The sequence below is a fragment of the Helicobacter salomonis genome (assembly GCF_017979425.1).
Classification (GTDB): Bacteria; Campylobacterota; Campylobacteria; order Campylobacterales; family Helicobacteraceae; genus Helicobacter; species Helicobacter salomonis.
The window spans coordinates 1-17,934 of sequence record NZ_JAERIS010000006.1; the positions used below are offsets into that span (position 1 = coordinate 1).

Here is a 17,934-nt window from a genome sequence, read left to right on the forward strand (position 1 = left end):
AAGGAAAAAACGCGTCGCGTTTTCTGGGTAGGGATTATCCGAAGTTACGCTTGTTTCAAGCAAGCAGAACGCTTGTCCCGCTAAGGGGGTTGTAATCAAGTATGGCTACATACTGGATATAGCTAGTTATGGATTGTTGAAACAAGAAGCCCAGTCGTCTTTGGTGGGTGGTTCACAGACTATGAAGACTACGCCACACAGAGCCAAGAGCTCAAGCGCACCTTACAACATTTGAGCTCAAGCTTGCAAGTCCAAGCAGAGCGTGCTGTTGATAAGGTAAGACATGCTATCAAAAATTCTAACCTCAATAACCCTCCATTCACTCCAACACCCCCGACCAAAGATGTTTTAGGCAATCTTGAATACAAGAGCTTTGTAGCACACTTTGCAATCCTAGAAACCCAAGTGCAAAACTTCCAAACTATACAAAAGCGCCAACAAGAGTTAGAGGGTTTTAAAAGCAAAGTCACAGCCCTAGAAAATACCCTGCAAGAGCGATTAGAAGCACTCAACACTTGTTGCACCACCTTGCAAGAGCGCATCCAAGAGTTTCGAGTTCAAGACATTTGGCGCGCTGAGGATTTAAGCGCACTCCACGAACTCCACCTAAGCGCTTGTATGCAAGAGCCAGAAAAAGTTTTTGAAGAAGAAAAGCAACTTGTAGAGCGTTTTAAAAAAGAGTGGCGCTGCTCTGTGTCAGCTAGCCCCCAATTAAAAACCACCTTGCAAGATAGATTACAAAAATTGCAGGAAACAATCCAAAACAAGGCTTGTAATTTGCAGGATCTCGCTTCTACTTTGCTTGCAGTGGCTATTAATGGCGATGAATTTTTATTATTGCACTTAGGCGATGGCATCTGCGGGGTGCTAAAAGATCGCACTTTAGTGGTGGCAAGTCACCCCGATAAAATGGCGAATTTAGCAATGAGACTATCTTCACCACTTCTAAAGATGCCCCTTTAAGCACAAAAGTGTTTAAGGGCAAATTGAGCGATAAGAATTTTACGGGCTTTGTGCTGATGTCTGATGGCGCGGGCGAATCCTTTTACCGCAATAGAGAACGCACCTTAGTAACTATATTGCAAGATTATATGAATGTCGCGCGCACAGGGCATGCGCGATCAAGTGCAGGCTTCCTTAGAAACTTTGCTAGAAACACGGATTAAAGAAAAAACGACCGATGATTGTAGTGTGATCATGTTGGTTAAAGAGAGCGCAGATTCTTTAAGCGAGTCGGAGCAAAAGTTAAAGGTTAAGATAGAAAACTTGATAGACAAGCGGGCAGAGTCTGAGGATTAACACACTAAGGCGCGTTCTAAATATCCTAGCAAGGTTTCTAGTACTTGAGTATCGTCCTTGCTGGGGGCTTGTAAGTGGACAGGTTGGGGGAGGTGTAGCGTGATATGCTGGTGGTGGTGGGTGATCTTGGGGATTTGGAGTTGGTTAGCCAAGATTTTAATACGCATGATTGCCAAGAACTGCGCACTCATCGGGTCTAATGCCCCAAAACGATCTTCAATTTCATGGGCAATTTCTATCACCTGCGCGCTTGTTTGGCAAAGCGACAAACGCCGATACAACTCTAAGCGCAGGGCATCACTAGTGATTAACTCCGCATTTAAAAACCCACTCACGGCCAGTTTGAGCTCTACACTGCCACGCGCCCCCACAGACCCACTCTTTTCCTGCAGTGCATCTTCGAGCATACGCGCATACAACGCATAACCAATGCTCTTAATGTGCCCGCTCTGATGGCTTCCTAGAAGATTTCCCCCACCACGAATTTCTAAGTCATGCAGGGCAATATGCGCCCCGCTCCCCAAACTGGCATTTTTTTCTAAAGCGAGCAGTCGCTTAGTCGCACTCGGACTTAAATTTTGTTTGCCTTCTACCAGAAAGTAACAAAACCCCTCATGCATACCCCTCCCCACACGTCCCCTGAGTTGGTGCAAATCGGCCAACCCAAAGCTATCCGCGTTGTCAATGATGATTGTGTTGGCATTGGGTAGGTGAATCCCCGATTCCACAATACTGGTGCATAGCAAGACCTCAAAACCCCCTTGTGCAAATTCCAAAATCAAACTTTCCGCTTGGAGCGCCGGGGTCTTAGAGTGCAAAATTTCCACTTTAAGATGGGGCAAAAGGTCCTGCAACATTTTTTGGACCATAGGCATGCTTTGGATATGGTTATAAATATAAAACACCTGACCCTTGCGCCGCAGCTCCCTTAAAATGATCTCTTTGAGCAAAGCGGGGGTTTTTTCTTTCACAAAGGTGCGCACGGGAGGTTTGCTCTCTGGAGGAGTGGCCAAATAGCTAATATCCTTGATCTTGGCTAAAGCCATGCTCAGGGTCCGGGGAATGGGGGTAGCAGACATGCTAAGGAGGTGCACATTTTGACTTAAAGCCTTGATCGCCTCCTTTTGCTTGACCCCAAATTTGTGTTCCTCATCTACCACCACCAATCCCAAATTTTTAAACTCTGCTCCTAAGAGCGCATGCGTTCCTACCACCACATCAATACGCCCTTCTTGCAATTCTTTTAAAACACGCGCCTTGTCCTTGCTAAAGCGATCGAGTTTGGCAATGGTGATATTAAAGGGACTTAAGCGGGCTTGCAAGGTAACAAAATGCTGGCTAGATAAAAGTGTAGTGGGCACAAAGAGTGCGCTTTGGCGTTTTGCTAGAGCAAGGGTGTAGATTGCCACAAGAGCGACTTCGGTTTTGCCAAAACCCACATCTCCATTGAGCAAGCGATCCATCACCTGCCCGCTGGCTAGATCGCTCAACACTTCCTCTATGGCGCGATCTTGATCCTCTGTGAGCTTGAAGGGGCGCGCGTTGTGGAAGGCTTTTAGTGGGGTGGTATCGGGCGCAATTTTCACCCCTTCAAGCAACATGCGCTCTGCATGTGCACTGATAATATCCTCAGCCAACCCTAGAAGCTCCGCACGCACTTTGGCCTTGAGTTTGCTAAAACCTCCCTTACCTAATTTATCCAGCGTGGGTGTGTTGGGGGCGATGTAGCGCTCCAATAAGTGCAGGTTTTCCACAGGTACAAAGAGGCGATCGTGGTTTTGATACTCTAGGGCGATAAAGTCGCGCACGCTTCCTAGCACGCTTTGTTGTACCAGTCCCTGAAAAAGACCCACGCCATAGTCCTCATGCACCACAAAATCCCCGCTGTTAAGCTCACTGAGAGCGAAGTTGAGAGGTTTAGCTTTTGGGGGTTTAGGATAAGTGTGTGCAGAGATAAAAATCTCCGTAGGAGTGCTAAAATGCAACACGCAATCTGAAATATAGGGTTTAACATGCGCCTCTAGGGGAGGTAAACTCTCATGGGCTCGGTGTAAGAGTGTGATGCTGTGCTGGGGGTGCAGGGCACAAAAATCGGAGAGATTTTTTAGAGGTAGGTGCAAATCTTGATACCCGGGGGGATGCCTAAGTTGGGGTAGGGCTAGGATTTTTTCTAATTGCGGTATGTGCTCCAAACAGGCATATTCTTGGGCTTCTTGATAAGCCTCTGCACTCAAGAGGGCACTATCTTCCTCCCAAAGCCACATCCCCCAATCTTGTAACGCCCAAAAACCTAGAGAGGCAATATCAGGCACTAAACTATCTGTTTTTAAACTCTCTAGGCGTGTTAGAAGGGTAGCGTGTTGCTCTGGAGTGAGGCTGAAGAGCGCGGGGGGAATTTCTAGGCACTCTAAGAGTTGGGGATCGCTTAACTGGGTGGTTAGATCGAAGGTTTTAATGTCCTCGCATTCCTCTCCAAAAAAGCTCAAGCGGTGGGGTTTGGGAGATCCGGGAGTGAAAATGTCCATAATATCCCCGCGCATACTCACCTCACCGGGCAACTCCACCATGTCTACAAATTCATAACCATAGGCGCGTAGGCGTGCTTGCAGCGCGTCTAAGGGAGTAGCTTCTAGGGCTTGGATAGTGAAACTTTGGCATAAAAAAGACTTGGGCAGAGGGTGCAGAATCGCGCTTAGAGGAGCGATGAGCAAGCAATCTTTCTTAGCTTCTTTGGCTTGGTAAAACAAGCGCAACTGGTTTAAGAGCGCGCTTAACTCTGCGCTAAAGGCGCGCATGTCATCCAAGTAGTGAGCCCTAAGTTCGGGGAAGATGAAGAGGACTTTTTGAGGAGCAAAGAAACGCACCACTTGGGAAGCTTGACGTGCTTGCGCGTCGTCTTGCACGATGAGAATTGTGCTCTCAAACCCTTTTGAAAGCGCGCTATGAAAGCTAGCTTGGATCAATCAGGCCTTCTTTTCTAAGAGATTGGTTTTATTGTCCAAAAGAGGGTGGGCGTTGTCCTTGGGGCGGCTTTCCCCCACTAAAATTCCCTTACGCTCGATAACCAGCTCAGAGCTGATAATCTTACCATCCACAAAGCCCAAAGGCATGATTTCGATCACATCGGCCTGTGCATTTCCATTGAATTTGCCACTGACAACCAATCTAGGTGCAAAAATATCTCCCACCACGACCCCATTTTTGCCGATGACAACAGTGTTACTAGAATGGATCGTCCCTTCCACTTCACCATCAATGTGCAGATGGCAGTCCATGTTCAAAGTTCCCTGGAATTTGCTTCCTTGGGCGATGATGGTGGCAGACCCGTTAGCAGCTTGTTTATGGTCGTTAGTAAAGATGGCCATGCAATATTCCTCTCTTGTGTGAAGATAAAGTCGAAGTTTTTCATATTCCATTTAATGAAAAAAATGGGATTGATGGGCTTGTCCATGAAACGCACTTCGTAATGAAGATGCGGTCCCGTGCTCATGCCAGAGCTTCCACTATAACCGATGAGTTGCCCTTTTTTGACGAATTCTCCATCTTTAACCACGATTTTATGCAAGTGAGCATAGTAGGTCTTAAAGCCAAAGGGATGATAAAGTTTGATGAGTCGCCCATAACCCCCATTCCAGCCATTGTGAGCCATGCCCACCACTCCATTAGCTGTGGCATAGACAGGAGTGTCCACAGGGGTGCTCAAGTCCACACCTGTATGGTTTTGCATGCGGTGTAAGATGGGGTGGTAGCGCTGTTGGAATTCGCTAGAAATCCTGCGATAGGATTCCAGAGGGTTGTCATTGGGAATGAAACGCATAATGAAACTCTTCTGTGCACCCGTGATACTGGCCATATTTAAACGAGCGCTTAAGGGGGTCTGATCTTCTTGGGTGTCATTTTCTATGCCCACAAGATTTTCTAAATCATTGACCCGCTCACCTGCTAAGAGTAAATCTTCCACATACCCACGCATTTCTTGATTTAAACGCGCATGGATTTGTGAACTCTTTTCAAATTCAGCCCGTAAGATTGTAATCTGTTTCTTATTTTGAGTGATTTGAGTCTCAAAAAGATAGAGCACAGCAATCAAAAATAAGAGGACACTGAGCACGAACAAGAGCATATAGTAGGCAATTTGTTTGTAAAGAGTGTGTACATTGAGGGATTTGCTTCCATCGGGGTAGGTGAAGACTAAAATCAGACGCCTATTGAGCCACATTGGGAACACCTTTGGCAGAGTAAGAGCGGGGAGTGTAATTCTGAGTTTTGGTAATGTCCTCAATGCTATAAAAGAGGTTCTTCCAGTTAATGGGCGACTCCTCTTGGAAAATCACTTCAAACTTATCTAAACTCCATGCAAGATAAGCGGGCATGTCTACCACCTGCCCTAAGAAACGAATCTCGTAGTGAAGACCTTTGGAATAGGCACTTTTACCATCGCCACTATAGCCCACTAAATCCCCTTTTTGCACAAAACTATTGGGTTTCATTACGATTTCGCTTAAGTGTGCATAAATGGAGCTAAATCCAAAGGCATGTTCTAGGCGCACCAAATTCCCATACCCCTGCTTGCTCAAAAGCACCACATCCACCACCCCACTAGCACTCGCATAAACAGGAGTTCTAGGGGGAGTGCTAAAATCGTAGCCCGCATGTGCCTGTAGTCTGTTGGGAATGGGAGCTGTGAAGCTCTTCTGCGTATAAGTTGCCAAAGGCACACCATTAGGGATGAGAGTTAGAGCTAAGTTTTTACTGGATAGGGGGAGTGATTCCAAGTTGATGTGGCCATAGGCCTGCGCGTTGAGCGTATCGCCTTTATCAATTTTGAGAATGTTTTCCAAAGTCTTGATTTGCTGACTCACCAAGGCGATTTCTTGGGTTTTATACTGGATATTTTGTTTGAGAGTGTTATTTTTTTGGTAAAGCTCTTTGTAGTTAGCCTCTGTAATGCGTTTCTCTAAAGTCACCTGACCCAGTTTTTGTACCAAATAACCTAATCCTATTCCTCCAGCTACCACGCATAAAAGCACGACACAAGCCGTAATTAAACAATATCGCTTCACATTCTTAGAGAGTCTAAGCTGCTTGGAACCGCTTTCATCAATGATGGTTAACACAAGCTTATCCCGCATCATACTCCCTTAAAAATGTTCCCACAACACTGAAAGAACCTCCCACGACCCAAAGATTTTCTTCTTTGAGAGCGTAGAATTTTTTCCATGAAAAGATTTCCCACGCTAGATGTAATTTCTCTAGTAAATCTTCCAATTTCTCCAGCTCCATGATCTGGATATCTTCAACCTTGAAGACCCACACGCGCGCAATGACAGATCGCAAACACTCCAAAATACTCCGCACATCCTTCCTAGCGTAGCTATTATAAACTAAGTGGATTTTTTGATCTTTAAAATTCTGTTGCAAGGCCTCTTTTAATGCTTTTGCGCCACCCACATTGTGCACTACATCCAAGATTAAATTAGACTCCAGGATTTCAAAGCGTCCGCGTAAATCTAGGGGTGGGATAGTAGCAGGGTTATGGGGAAGTTGAAGTACTTCTAGGCTATCCAATGCAGTTTGAAGGTTTTGGGCTAGAAAGAGCGGATAGGCGTAGTGATTGGCGTAGATACAAGCGGTGGGAGAGGGGGGATTGACTAAAAAGAGGGGCAAGCTGTGGCTCATTGCCATTTCTTGTGCCTGCATTTGGACGCTGGGGTCTTGAGGAGCTAAGATGATGGGAGTGTTAGGCTCCAAACTTCCCATAGCTGCCAATTTGGTATGGGCTATTTCTGAAAGTGTGCTACCCAAGCGATCGGTGTGATCCAGGCTAATGGGTGTGCAGACCAATGCACAACGCGCGTGCAAATGCGTAGTGCTGTCCAACGCGCCTCCAAGTCCGGCTTCTGCCACCATCAAATCGCAGTCTTGAGCTAACACGACCGCTAAGAGAGTGGCGTATTCAAAATAACTAATGTGAGAATCTAAACGCAATTTATGCAAATACTTATGCAAATGGGCATGCGCTTCTTGCAGGGCATTTTCAGAAATAATAGAGCCTTGTGTATAAAAGCGCTCACGAAAACTTAACAGATGAGGGGAAGTGAAATGTAGCACTTTTAGGCCCGCTTGCTCCAGAAGCAAAGTGATAAAACGCCCTGTGCTCCCCTTGCCATTTGTGCCGATAATCTGAATTTTAGGTGTATTATCGCTAAAGCGTTCCAAAAAGCGTGCATAGACTTTAGGAAAACGCGTTGGATCGAAAGGAGCGTATTCCTGTGCTAGGGAGGTGAGAAACGCGCTTAAATTCATTTGTTGAGCTTGCCCTCATAGGCAATTTGAGCCACAAATTGGGTTAGAGTTTGGTTCAAGGCTTGCGCGATCGCATAGAGACGATTTTTATAAGTAGTCAAAGGATTTTGCAAAGAAACTGCATAATTATAATAGCCCGTATCTTTGAATGTTTTCACCGCGCCTTTTTTATTGTCATAGGTGTAATCCACATAGGCAGTCGCACGATAGAAGGTAGTAAAACCCTCTTGGTTCTGACTGATGGAAGTGTCAATCACACGGGTGATTTCTATGGTGATGATAGAATCGGCCTGTGCTTCGCTGGTGAGGGTGTTTTGGAAGCGTTGCACAATGATCCGATTGAGCATATCCTTAAATTGCACGGAGTTACGCGGGTTGGGTAAATTCACAATCAGGCGCACGAAGATACCCTGCCCTAGTGCATTCTGCGCGAAGGTGGCAATGGGCTTATAGCCACAGCCACCTAAAACAAACCCTAACGCCATAACCAAAGCCCTCATCGCAACACAAAATTTACCAACTTATCGGGTACAATCACTTCCTTAAGAATTTGTTTACCCTCTAACCATTTTTGCACCTGCTCTTTGGCTTGGGCCACAAGGGCATCGCGATCTAAATCCTTATCCACAACCACACTCGCGCGTTTTTTACCATTGATGCTAATAGCAATCTCAATCTTTTCTTGTTCTAAAGCTTGTGAATCTACTTCTTGGGATTTGAAATTTTGGCATTTAAAGAGTCGCTGGGCGACTTCTGAGCACACATGGGGAATGATGGGCTCTAAGATGTGGGTTAAAATGTAGTAGGCTTCGCTCCAAAGGGCAGGGTTAGTGGTTTTTTCTAACGCATTGAGGGCTTCCATACATGCAGCAATAAGGGTGTTAAAGGGGTAACCGGGTTGTTTTTTCTCAAAGATGGCATGGCATTTTTGCAAAGCTAAATGCACTTTTTGGCGTGCCTGCTTTTCTGCGGGGTTGAGATTTTCTAACTTGGGGGGGTGATCGCAGGGTGAAGCTAAAAAGGATTTCTCATAAAAGCGTTTGAGAAAGCGGGCTGCACCCTCTAGGGCTTTGTCATTCCAATCGAGTTCTTTACTAGGCGGAGCGACAAAGTGGATGTAAAGCCGCGCGATGTCTGCGCCATACTTTTCTAAAATCTCTTGGGGGCTCACCACATTCCCCTTAGATTTACTCATTTTAGCTCCATTTTTAAGCACCATGCCCTGTGTGGTTAGACATGTAAAGGGTTCATCTAGGCGCAAATAGCCCAAATCGCGCAAGACCTTAGTAAAAAAGCGCGCATACAGCAGGTGCAAGATCGCATGCTCCACCCCGCCGATGTATTCATCTACACCCAGCCAGTAGGCGAGTGCTTGGGGTTCAAAGGCTTGCGTGTCCCAGAGTTCTTTAGGCGTGGCGTAGCGCAAGAAATACCAGCTGGATTGGAAAAAGGTATCCATGGTGTCGCTCTCTCTTTGAGCGGGGCGATCGCACATAGGGCATGAACATGCCTTGAAAGTTAAGTGCTTTTCTAAGGGATTGCCTTCTCCATCAATCTGCACATCTTCAGGGAGTAAGATAGGCAGGTTTTCTAGCTTTTCTGGCACAAGACCGCAGTGTTCGCAGCGCACCATTGGGATGAGCGCACCCCAGTAGCGTTGGCGACTAATGCCCCAATCCTGCAGGCGATAATGGGTGATGCGCTGCCCCAAATCCTGTCCTTCAAAAAGATCGCTTAATTTTTCGCGCGCTTGAGCGGGGGTGAGTCCGTTGTAGGTATCGCTGTGTTCTAAAACTCCCTCTTCGTTGATGACTTGTTTGATAGGGATATTTAAAAGCGTGGCGAATTCGTGGTCGCGGCTATCATGAGCAGGCACACCCATGAGCGCCCCGCTTCCATAACTCTCTAGCACGAAATTAGCCACATAAATAGGGATGGGCTCTTGGCTTAAGGGGTGCAGGGCTTGCAAGGGCAATAACACCCCCTTTTTCTCTAAAGCGCGTGCGCGCGCAGAAGTGTTTTGCATCTCTACAATGGCTTGCTGACTGGCAGGGTCTACATGTTTTCCTTTTAAAAGCGCGCCCACAATGGGATGCCCGGGGGCTAGGGCGATAAAGGTAACCCCATAAATGGTGTCAATACGGGTGGTGAAGACCTCGATTTGGTGGTATTGGTCTTTTAAGAGAGCAATGCTCTTAGGGGCTAGATTGAAGTGGAAAGCAAGACCTTGGGATTTGCCAATCCAGTTTTCCTGCATGCGCAAGACTTGGCTGGGCCAATACCCCTCTAGGGTTTTGAGTTCTGCTAAGAGTTCTTCGGCGTATTTTGTGATTTTTAAGTAGTATTGGGGCATCTGCTTTTGCACCACAGGAGTATCACAGCGCCAGCATCTCCCCTCGATAACCTGCTCGTTAGCTAGAACGGTTTTATCCTTAGGACACCAATTTAGCCACGCCTCTTTTTGATAGACCAAACCTTTTTTATACATTTCGATAAAAAAGCCCTGCTCAATCTTAGTGTAATGGGGATCGCAGGTGGCGAACTCTCGTGCTTGAGAAAAGGAAAAGCCCAATGCCTGAAATTCCTCGCGCATTTTAGCGATATTCTCATAAGTCCATTTCTTAGGGTGCACACCATATTGAATGGCTGCATTTTCTGCGGGCATACCAAAGGCGTCAAAGCCCATCGGGTGCAAAACATTATAACCCACTTGGCGGTAATAACGCGCGAGTGCGTCCCCGATGGCGTAATTGCGCACATGTCCCATGTGAATCGCCCCGCTGGGATAGGGGAACATGCTTAAAATATACTTTTTGGGTTTTGTTAAATCCTTAAGGGGCTCAAACACCCCGCTCCGAGTCCAAATTGCCTGCCATTTTTGCTCTATGCTGTGTGCGTTGTAGTGTTGCATTAATACTCCGTATCCATGTTTTTAGTGCCATCGATGATAATCAAAATTAAACAAAAAACATTGCTCAAAAGTGCGCCAACCATGAGGGTGTAGGTGAAAATAGAATTATTGAGAATTTGCAAAAAGATAAAGGCGGGGATGAGGTGCAAAAGGGCAGAAATCGATCCTCCTAAGAGTTCGGAGGCGAATTGTTTTTGCACTCCAATTTTAAGCGTAGTGGTGATGAGATTGAGTGCGAGGGCAACAAATAAGACAACCACATTGGGTTCGTACAAAAAACCCGCTACTGAAGTGGTGCTCCCCAAGCTAAAGATCACAAAGGCGACACGACCCCAGTCCATGTTTCTCCTTTAGCTAGACACGCCCGTGCTCGTAAAGTTGGCGCAGGCGTTCCTTTTCCTGTTTGCGTTTGAGTTTTTTGAGTTCTTTGTCATGGTACTTGCCTAGATCAAAGCCTAGCAACACGGCGAGTTTAGGCGCAATAAAAATTGAGCTATAAGTCCCTACAATCGTGCCCACCAACATGGGTAGAGAAAAGCCCACTAAGATTTTAGAGCCAAAGAAGTAAAGCACTACCAAGACGAAAAACACCGTGAGCGAAGTTAATAGGGTGCGGCTTAGGGTGTTGGAAATCGCTTGGTTGATGAGAGTATTCAAGTCCTGCTGTTTGCGTGCGAGCATGCCCTCACGGATTCGATCAAAAATAATGATCGTATCGTTGATCGAATAACCTAACAAAGTCAAGAGCGCGGCGATCACCTCTAAATTGAGATCAATATTAAACACAATGACACTCACCGCTGTTACCAGAGTGTCATGGGCTAAAGCCAGCACACCCGCTAGGGCAAAACGCCACTCATAGCGAAAACTCACATAGATCATCATCGCAATGATGGCTAGAACTAGCGATAAGACTCCCTTTTCTTTGAGCTCACTTCCCACTCTAGGCCCTACGCTGTCTAACTTGCGGATTTCGAACTTGCCTAAAGGATTGAGTAATTGGCTAATTTGCACGCCTAAATCTTGTTGAGTGCCCTGCTGGGTGGCTAAAAGAGGGATTTTAATCACCATTTCTTCAGGCGCACCAAATTCGCTCACCTGCACGCCCTTAAACTGGGTAGCCACCACCTCGCGCACCTTAGCCACGCTGACTACCTTTTCAAAGCGCACCTGCACCACACTCCCCCCAGAAAAATCCACCCCTAAATTAAACCCCTTGAAGAAGATCAAAAACACACAGACGAGCACGAGCACGCCCGAAAGAGGCAGGGTAAAACGGGCATAGCCCATAAAATCCAAAACCCGAACCCGCTTAAAGAGTTCCATGTGTAACCTTTTTAGAAGGTTTAGAATGGGTATTTAAGCTAATCCCAAACCAAAAATAAAGCCCCTTCTTTTTGGAAAGTTTGTGGGCAATGGCTTGGTAAAAGCCCTGTGTGCCAATGATGGCGGTTAAAATAGAGGCTAGAATCCCAATGCCTGTGGTGAGCGCAAAGCCCTTAATCGAGCCCGTGCCATATGCATAGAGTAAAAAGGAAGCGATTAAAGAGGTGAGATTGGAGTCAAAAATCGCCCTTGAAGCGTTGGCATAACCTGAATGCAAGGCCTGCACCACGCTTTCATTGCCCCTAAGCCCTTCGCGGATTCGCTCATTGATGATGATATTAGCGTCCACTGCCATACCCACAGTGAGCACAATCCCTGCCATGCCTGGCAGAGTCAAGGTTGCCCCAAAGAGCGCCATCACGGCGATAATCAAAAACAAATTCACCACCAACGCCACGCTGGCAATCACCCCTGCCATCGCATAGTAGAAAATCATAAAGGCGATGACTAGAATAAACGCCCCTGCTAGGGCAATCAGAGAAGTGCGGATGCTATCTGCTCCTAAACTCGGTCCAATAATGCGCTTTTCTAGCACACTGATGGGCGCGCGCAAAGACCCGCTTCTAAGCGTGATAGCCAAGTCACTGGCCTGCTCCACGCTAAAGCTCCCACTAATCTGCCCGCTTCCCCCCCCAATGCGCTCACGGATATAGGGAGCAGAATAGACCTTATTGTCTAAGACCACCGCCATGCGTTTGCCCACATTGCTCCCTGAAAAATCCCCAAAGATTTTAGCTCCCCTTGAATCTAAACTAAAACTCACCACGGGTTGGTTGTTGTTATCATAGGCTACTTGTGCGTCGGTGAGCATTTCTCCATCTAAAATAGGGATTGCCCTCAAGAGCAATTTACCCTGCCCCCCACTCTGGGGCGCATAGGGCAAGGCCACATCACCTAGTTTATGGATTTCCTCTGGGCTGAGTTCAGCTAGATAGGGGTTCTTTTCCTCATCAACTGCCATCATCTGTAAATGGGCAGATTTGGTGATCAAGTCTTTAGCCCGCTGTTCTTCAGCCAAGGTCTTAATCCCGGGTAATTGCACCAGGATCGCGTCCCTACCCTGCTGGAGCACAGTGGGTTCGGCTAATCCGAATTGATCAAGGCGGTTTCTAATCGTGCTAATGACTTGCAAAAGAGTTTGATACTGAAAATCTTGAGCCTTTTCAGCGCTCAAAGAAAGAGTATAATGTTCTTGAGCGTGATCGACCTGTACGCCCTCCTTGCTAAAATCCTCCAAAATTTTGTTTAAGGCTTTGGCTTCATCGGGGTCTAGTAGATCAAACTCCACCCCTCGCAGAGAGGATTGCAGGTCTTTCACCAAGATATTCTGTGCCTTAAAGGCGTAGTCTAACGAGGTAGCCATAGAAGTGTACTTATTCTTGAGCGCCTCTTCGATCTGCACCCCTAGCAATAAGCTCAACCCCCCCCTTAGGTCTAAACCTAGAGTGATCTTAGGTCCCTTAGTTTGTAACAGGCTAGGCAAAGAAAGTCCCACGCCAAAGACAAGCGCGATCACAAAGATCAGCAAACGCGCATTAAACACCCGCCCCAAAGACTACTGTGCCTCTTTCTTCAAAGAAACAGAGTTATTTGCGCTTTCTTCATCCAACTTATAAGCCACATAATTTTTTGCTAACTTGACTTCTAACCCCTCATTCAAACGCACTTTAAAGAAATTGGCCTCAGGTTTGATCACCTCACAGATGAGCCCTCCCTGAGAGACAATTTTATCTCCCTTTTGCAAGCCCTCCAACATTTCCTTATGTTTCTTAGCCTGCACGCGTTGAGGGCGAATAATGAGGAAGTAAAAAATCGCAAAGAGCACCAAGAGGGGTAAAATGGAGGTCAGGATTTCCTTAGTTTGGTTCATAAAACTTCCTTTTTGAGATTCAAAACTTCGATTATAGTAACTTTACTTAAGGCTTGGCTTTAAGATTTATTCTTTTATGTGCGGCAACTAGATAGAGGGTGCCCAGTATACCTGAGATCAGCGAGGCTAATAAAATGGCAATCTTAGAGACTTCCATTGCATCCTTGCTGTCAAAGGCTAGATTAGCCATAAACATGGACATGGTAAATCCGATGCCCGCGAGCATGCCCGCTCCTAGAATCTGTCCCCAGCTCACCCCATCGGGGCGTTTAGCAATTTTAAGCTTTTCTGCCAAAAAAGTGATCCCCAAAATACCAATAGGTTTTCCTACCACCAGCCCTAAGATCACGCCCCATAAAATTTCATCGACCTTAAAATTCAAGTCTTGATTAATAGCTACCCCCGCATTAGCTAGCGCAAACAGAGGCATGATGAAATACGCGCTATAAGGGTGCAGGGCGTGTTCCAAGCGCTCTAAAGGGCTTTGTAAATTTCTCGTGGCGTCTTGCAAGGTGTAGAGAATGTCGCGCTGGTCCTGGTCTAGGGGTTTATTGGTGCTGTGCGTCTTGGGGTTAAACGCGTTTTTAAAGCTCTCCATCATCGCGCCAAAACTGTGCAAAACCTGTTTGCGCTGTGTGATCTTAATGGGAATGGTGAAGGCGAGAGCTACACCCGCAATGGTAGCATGGATTCCGCTATTATATGTGGTGATCCACAATCCTACCCCCAAGAGTAAGTAAATCCACAAATAGCGCACCCCCAGTACATTTAACAAGATTAACGCCAATAAAATTCCCCCCGATCCAGCCAACCATGTCATGTATAAATTAGAGCTATAAAAGATCGCAATCACGATAATTGCGCCTAAGTCATCCGCCACAGCTAGGGTAACTAAAAAAACTTTAAGCGCGGGGGGCACGCGTTTACCCAAGAGCAAAATCACCCCTAAGGCAAAGGCGATATCCGTAGCCATAGGAATCCCAAAGCCATGCGCACTGGCTGTATTAGCATTCAAGCTATGATAAATTAGCCCAGGGACAATCATACCTCCTAAAGCCGCGATCACGGGAAAGGCTGCCTTGGCAAATCCACAAAGCTCCCCATAGAGTACCTCGCGCTTGATCTCCAAGCCTACCAGGAGAAAAAACAAGGCCATGAGCACATCATCAATCCACTGATGGATGGAAAAACCAAAGAAAAATTCTCCTACATTAAAGCCTACTTTGGTGTGCCATAGCTCAAAATAATAGGTAGACAAGAAAGAATTAGCATAAATCATTGCCCACACGGCACTAATGAAGAGAAAAATCCCTCCAAAGGATTCACTCTTGATAAAGTCTAAAAAAAGATTCTTGCGCGGTTGAGTCATCGCTGTCCTTATAGAGAGATGGGGCGCACCTGTACACCTGATTCAAGGGTATAGATGAGTGCCCCACTTACACGGTATTGGGCGTAAATGCGCCCCACACTCTCCTGGTAGCCTAAGACTTGTTGCTGGTGCATATGGGAGTAGGTAGACCCGCTTTTATAGTCTAAAATCCACACATGTTTTTCTTGAGGATTACAGATGAGCATGTCCATACGCAACACGCTTTGATCGATTTTAAAAGAGAGTTCTACACTGAGTGCTCCGCGCTTTAAGAGTGCGTTAAAGGATTGTTCTTGTTGCAGGGCTTGCAAACGCTTGAGCACTTGGGAGGCTTCCACTCTCATAAAAGCAAAATGGTGTTGCAAGTAGGGTTGCAGCTGCACTAAGGCAATTCCATAGCCGTAATGGAGCTCTAGTGCCTTGTGCAAAGCTTGACCAAAACGCATGGCTAAATGCGCATCAGAAGAGCTGGGGGTTTGCTTTTGCAAGTGATCACTCTGTCTGCCAAAGGCATGTTGATTTTCCAAAAGTGCGGGCGTGCTAGACTTGAGCTGGGGTGATGGAGTGTGGGTTTGGGGCGCAATAGAACCCACTTGCCTCTCTTCCCAATTGAAGACACTCTTTTGTTGGTCTTGGATTACGATCAAGCTATGTTTGGCGCGTGTGCAGGCCACATAGAGGATATTTTGTTCCTCTCGGGTATTGCGCGCTTTGAGAGTATCTAAGGCTTTTGCATAATCTGAATCAAAGTGTTCTCTACCTTTTTGTCGATAAAAAGGTCTAAGACGCTTTTGATCGTAGAGGGTGAAAAACTTAGAGTTGTCCGCTCTTTTACCTCCAAAAGGCTCGACGACAAGCACATGTCCAAATTCCATGCCCTTGGACTTGTGAATGGTCATGATCTTGATCCCCTGCAATGCCGTATGGTTAAAGCCCGGCACCTCCTTTTCTAGCATTGTGATGAATTGCTCTATATCATACTGATTGAGTGAAAGTTCTAGCAGGTGACGCGCCGGATCGCTATAAAGTTTAAAGGTACGCATAATAGCTAATAGATAGGCACTAAGATTAGAGTCAAAAGAGGGGAGTTGTAGAGGTGTGTGCAGAGGTAGCCCTAAGAGTTTAGCCATGCAGGTGCTATGGTAGGGTTTATTCTGCTGGGGCGCTAGAGCATGCTTGAGGGCGTGCAGGAGAATTTTTACCTCTCTTTGGGCTAATAGACGCGCGTCTGTCTCGCTTATAAAAGCTACGCCCTGCAAAGGAGGTCGGGAGCTTTGGAGCATGAAATCTCTAATAGCGATCGCATCTTGGTTTTTGAAACACAGAATAGCGATTTCTTGGGGGGGAACTTTAGCCTCTAATAGGACGCATACCTCAGCACAGAGGGTTTCTAAGAGATCGTGCGTTTTACATACCTTGAGGAAACCCTCTTGGGCATTGGGGTGTGCTTTTTGCGCGCTGTATTGTTCCTTAAATTTTTCAGAAAAAGTGGCGTTGACAAAGTCCAGCACGGCTTTATCACTGCGGTAATTAGTATCTAGCTCCTTGCTTGCAAATTCCGCACACGCATGCACAAACAGATCGCTATAACTCCCCCTAAAGCCATAAATGCTCTGCTTGACATCGCCTACGAAAAACACGCTCCGATCTGCCAAATTCTGCCCCCTGCCCGCCTTGATCTCTGCAATCAGGGGTTCTAAAATTTGGTATTGCAACACGCTGGTGTCTTGAAACTCATCCACTAGAATATGACTAATGCGCCCATCAAGACGAAAATAGAAAAAATCCCTATCTACTAGATTTCCTGCCAAGAGGGCATGCGTTTTCAGGGCGATGGTGTTAAAGTCTAATTGTGTGGAGCTGTGCGTGTGGGTCGCATAGAGGTCTAAAAAATAGGCAACTTCTTGCAAGATCAAAACCTCTTGCAATTGGTAGTAAGAGATAATTTTCTCCTTAAGGGTTTCAAAATCAGGGTTGAGGTCCTCAAGCCCATACTTTTTAAAATAACAATAGTTTGCGCCTTCAACAATGGGCTTGGGAGAAGAGAGTAAAGCTTGCAGATTCGCACACTTGAGCGCGTCTTTACCCTTTTGAGTGGGGACTCGTTGCTGGATTTGTGCTTGGAGCGCGCGCACACACTCTAAGATTTCCTCTTCTAAGGCGGATAAATTGGGTGTGCTAGTCTGTGAAACTTGCATCTGCACGCCACTATAATAGAGGTCTAAAATAGACTTTAGGGCTTCTGTGGCACTGAAACTTTTACTAAAATCCAAAACATGCGCACAAAAACGCTTCAAACTCTCCCTATCTCTAGGTTTAAGGGCTTGGATAAAACTTAAAAGTTTCTCTTGAGGGTCTAAATCGCTCAACGCAAATTGCGCGCTCACTTCCACAAAATGGCTAAATTTGCGCAAAATCCTTTGGAAAAAGGCATCAATGGTCATGATCTGGGGCTTGTCCTGCATGAATTGTGCATGAATAGCAGGAATGCGAGGCGCGATAACACTTGGATCAAGCCCATAAGTGTCCTGCAAAGCCTGTACAAGGGCGGGGTTTTTAAATTCCATAGTATGGTCGCTTGCTACATTTGCACGCAATTCTTCAAGGGCTCTAAGCACGCGCAGCTGCATTTCAGCAGCGGCTTTGTTCGTGAAAGTGATCGCCAAAATCTCATGCGCGCGCACTCCTTGTAAAAGAAGAGCCACATAGCGCAACACCAACGCAAAAGTTTTCCCGCTTCCTGCCGAAGCCCGCAACACTAGATGGGGGTCTGTGTTCATGGATGTTTTCATG

General features: G+C 46.4%; 16 protein-coding genes. 3 read left to right on the top strand and 13 right to left on the bottom strand.

Features of this window, described 5'->3' with window-relative positions:
* Window positions 1-243 precede the first annotated feature (243 nt).
* The 3 genes from KCO92_RS07565 to KCO92_RS07395 are packed head-to-tail and all read left to right on the top strand — an operon-like array spanning window position 244 to window position 1,299.
* Complete coding sequence (locus KCO92_RS07565) at window positions 244-963, top strand: protein phosphatase 2C domain-containing protein (protein ID WP_281728032.1); 720 nt, start codon at window positions 244-246, stop codon at window positions 961-963.
* Window positions 933-1,166, top strand: a complete 234-nt coding sequence (locus KCO92_RS07570) for a PP2C family serine/threonine-protein phosphatase (RefSeq protein ID WP_324726185.1) — start codon at window positions 933-935, stop codon at window positions 1,164-1,166. The genes KCO92_RS07565 and KCO92_RS07570 overlap by 31 nt, the downstream gene beginning before the upstream one ends.
* Entirely contained in the window at window positions 1,096-1,299 is a 204-nt protein-coding gene (locus KCO92_RS07395; protein ID WP_233710465.1) for a hypothetical protein, read from the top strand. The genes KCO92_RS07570 and KCO92_RS07395 overlap by 71 nt, the downstream gene beginning before the upstream one ends.
* Here KCO92_RS07395 and mfd read toward each other — a convergent pair.
* Genes mfd through KCO92_RS02325 form a run of 13 tightly spaced genes read right to left on the bottom strand, consistent with a single transcriptional unit; the run spans window position 1,296 to window position 17,933 of the window.
* Entirely contained in the window at window positions 1,296-4,262 is a 2,967-nt protein-coding gene (gene mfd, locus KCO92_RS02265; RefSeq protein WP_104695535.1) for a transcription-repair coupling factor, read from the bottom strand. The genes KCO92_RS07395 and mfd overlap by 4 nt on opposite strands.
* Window positions 4,263-4,664: a bactofilin family protein gene (locus KCO92_RS02270; RefSeq protein WP_104695536.1), complete on the bottom strand. Its 402-nt coding sequence runs from the start codon at window positions 4,662-4,664 to the stop codon at window positions 4,263-4,265.
* The gene (locus KCO92_RS02275; protein WP_104695537.1) at window positions 4,577-5,518 is read right to left on the bottom strand and encodes a M23 family metallopeptidase; all 942 of its coding nucleotides are present in this window, start codon (window positions 5,516-5,518) and stop codon (window positions 4,577-4,579) included. Before KCO92_RS02275 ends, KCO92_RS02270 begins: the two co-directional genes overlap by 88 nt.
* The gene (locus KCO92_RS02280; RefSeq protein WP_104695538.1) at window positions 5,505-6,431 is read right to left on the bottom strand and encodes a M23 family metallopeptidase; all 927 of its coding nucleotides are present in this window, start codon (window positions 6,429-6,431) and stop codon (window positions 5,505-5,507) included. The genes KCO92_RS02275 and KCO92_RS02280 overlap by 14 nt, the downstream gene beginning before the upstream one ends.
* On the bottom strand, window positions 6,421-7,605 hold the full coding sequence (locus KCO92_RS02285; protein ID WP_104695539.1) for a folylpolyglutamate synthase/dihydrofolate synthase family protein: 1,185 nt from the start codon (window positions 7,603-7,605) through the stop codon (window positions 6,421-6,423). The genes KCO92_RS02280 and KCO92_RS02285 overlap by 11 nt, the downstream gene beginning before the upstream one ends.
* A complete protein-coding gene (gene lptE / locus KCO92_RS02290) occupies window positions 7,602-8,105 on the bottom strand; it encodes an LPS assembly lipoprotein LptE (protein ID WP_104695540.1) in 504 nt (167 codons plus the stop codon). Before lptE ends, KCO92_RS02285 begins: the two co-directional genes overlap by 4 nt.
* Window positions 8,102-10,516 (bottom strand): leucine--tRNA ligase, encoded by a 2,415-nt coding sequence (gene leuS / locus KCO92_RS02295; RefSeq protein ID WP_104695541.1) that lies wholly within the window; start codon window positions 10,514-10,516, stop codon window positions 8,102-8,104. The genes lptE and leuS overlap by 4 nt, the downstream gene beginning before the upstream one ends.
* Window positions 10,516-10,857 (bottom strand): DUF6394 family protein, encoded by a 342-nt coding sequence (locus KCO92_RS02300; protein WP_104695542.1) that lies wholly within the window; start codon window positions 10,855-10,857, stop codon window positions 10,516-10,518. The genes leuS and KCO92_RS02300 overlap by 1 nt, the downstream gene beginning before the upstream one ends.
* A gap of 13 nt (window positions 10,858-10,870) precedes the next feature.
* A complete protein-coding gene (gene secF, locus KCO92_RS02305; RefSeq protein WP_104695543.1) occupies window positions 10,871-11,842 on the bottom strand; it encodes a protein translocase subunit SecF in 972 nt (323 codons plus the stop codon).
* Entirely contained in the window at window positions 11,829-13,454 is a 1,626-nt protein-coding gene (gene secD, locus KCO92_RS02310; protein WP_199766046.1) for a protein translocase subunit SecD, read from the bottom strand. Before secD ends, secF begins: the two co-directional genes overlap by 14 nt.
* 3 nt (window positions 13,455-13,457) lie before the next feature.
* Window positions 13,458-13,772 carry a preprotein translocase subunit YajC gene (gene yajC, locus KCO92_RS02315; RefSeq protein WP_104695544.1) on the bottom strand — a complete coding sequence of 105 codons (315 nt, stop codon included), beginning with the start codon at window positions 13,770-13,772 and terminating at the stop codon, window positions 13,458-13,460.
* Window positions 13,773-13,818: 46 nt separating this feature from the next.
* The gene (gene nhaA / locus KCO92_RS02320; protein ID WP_104695545.1) at window positions 13,819-15,141 is read right to left on the bottom strand and encodes a sodium/proton antiporter NhaA; all 1,323 of its coding nucleotides are present in this window, start codon (window positions 15,139-15,141) and stop codon (window positions 13,819-13,821) included.
* 8 nt (window positions 15,142-15,149) lie between these two features.
* Complete coding sequence (locus KCO92_RS02325) at window positions 15,150-17,933, bottom strand: RecB-like helicase (protein ID WP_158653559.1); 2,784 nt, start codon at window positions 17,931-17,933, stop codon at window positions 15,150-15,152.
* Window position 17,934 lies beyond the last annotated feature (1 nt).